1 protein-coding gene is annotated in these 781 nt (G+C 64.5%); it reads left to right on the top strand.

Annotated elements, in window-relative coordinates:
- Positions 1 to 781, top strand: a 781-nt coding sequence (locus PV342_RS40915) for an ABC transporter substrate-binding protein (protein WP_500321242.1), incomplete at both ends; no start/stop codon positions are given.

Consider the following 781-nt stretch of genomic DNA (forward strand, 5'->3'; position numbering starts at 1 on the left):
TCACGATGGGCATCACGGACAAGGTGACCGCGGTCGATCCGGCCGCCGGTTACGACGTCGGCTCCTGGATCGTGTTCAACAACGTCTTCCAGTCGCTGCTCAGTTTCCCCAAGGGCGCCAGCAAGCCCGAGCCGGAGGCCGCGGAGAGCTGCAAGTTCACCGACGAGGCCAGCAAGACCTTCGACTGCACGTTGCGCGGGGGCCTGAAGTTCAGCAACGGTGAGGCGCTCACCTCGGAGGACGTGAAGTTCTCCTTCGAGCGCACCATCAAGATCAACGATGAGAACGGTCCGGCGGTCCTGCTGGACTCGATCAAGACGATCGACACGCCCTCGCCGGAGCGCGTGGTGTTCCATCTGAAGTACTCCGACGCCACGTTCCCGATGAAGATCGCCTCGGGTGCGGGCTCGATCGTGGACCACACGCAGTACCCGGCGGACAAGCTGCGCAGCGACAGCAAGGCGACCGGTTCGGGCCCGTACAAGCTGGACTCCTACGAGGCCGGCAAGGAAGCGGTGTTCTCGGTCAACGGGGACTACCAGGGGTCGGCCGAGATCCGCAACTCCGGTATGACGATGAAGTTCTTCGGTGACGAGCCGACGCTGAAGAAGGCGGTGGAGGACGGGTCGGTGGACCTGGCCTACCGTGGTCTGGACTCGGCCGACATCGCCTCGCTGCAGAGCAGTTCGATAGCCGGCGACACCGGGATCCAGGTCGTGGAGGGCACCGGCGCGGAGGTCCAGCACCTGGTGTTCAACCTCGACGACCCGGTGGTGGGCAA

Origin of the sequence: Streptomyces sp. PA03-3a, assembly GCF_033792735.1 — a bacterium.
Taxonomy (GTDB): Bacteria; Actinomycetota; Actinomycetes; order Streptomycetales; family Streptomycetaceae; genus Actinacidiphila.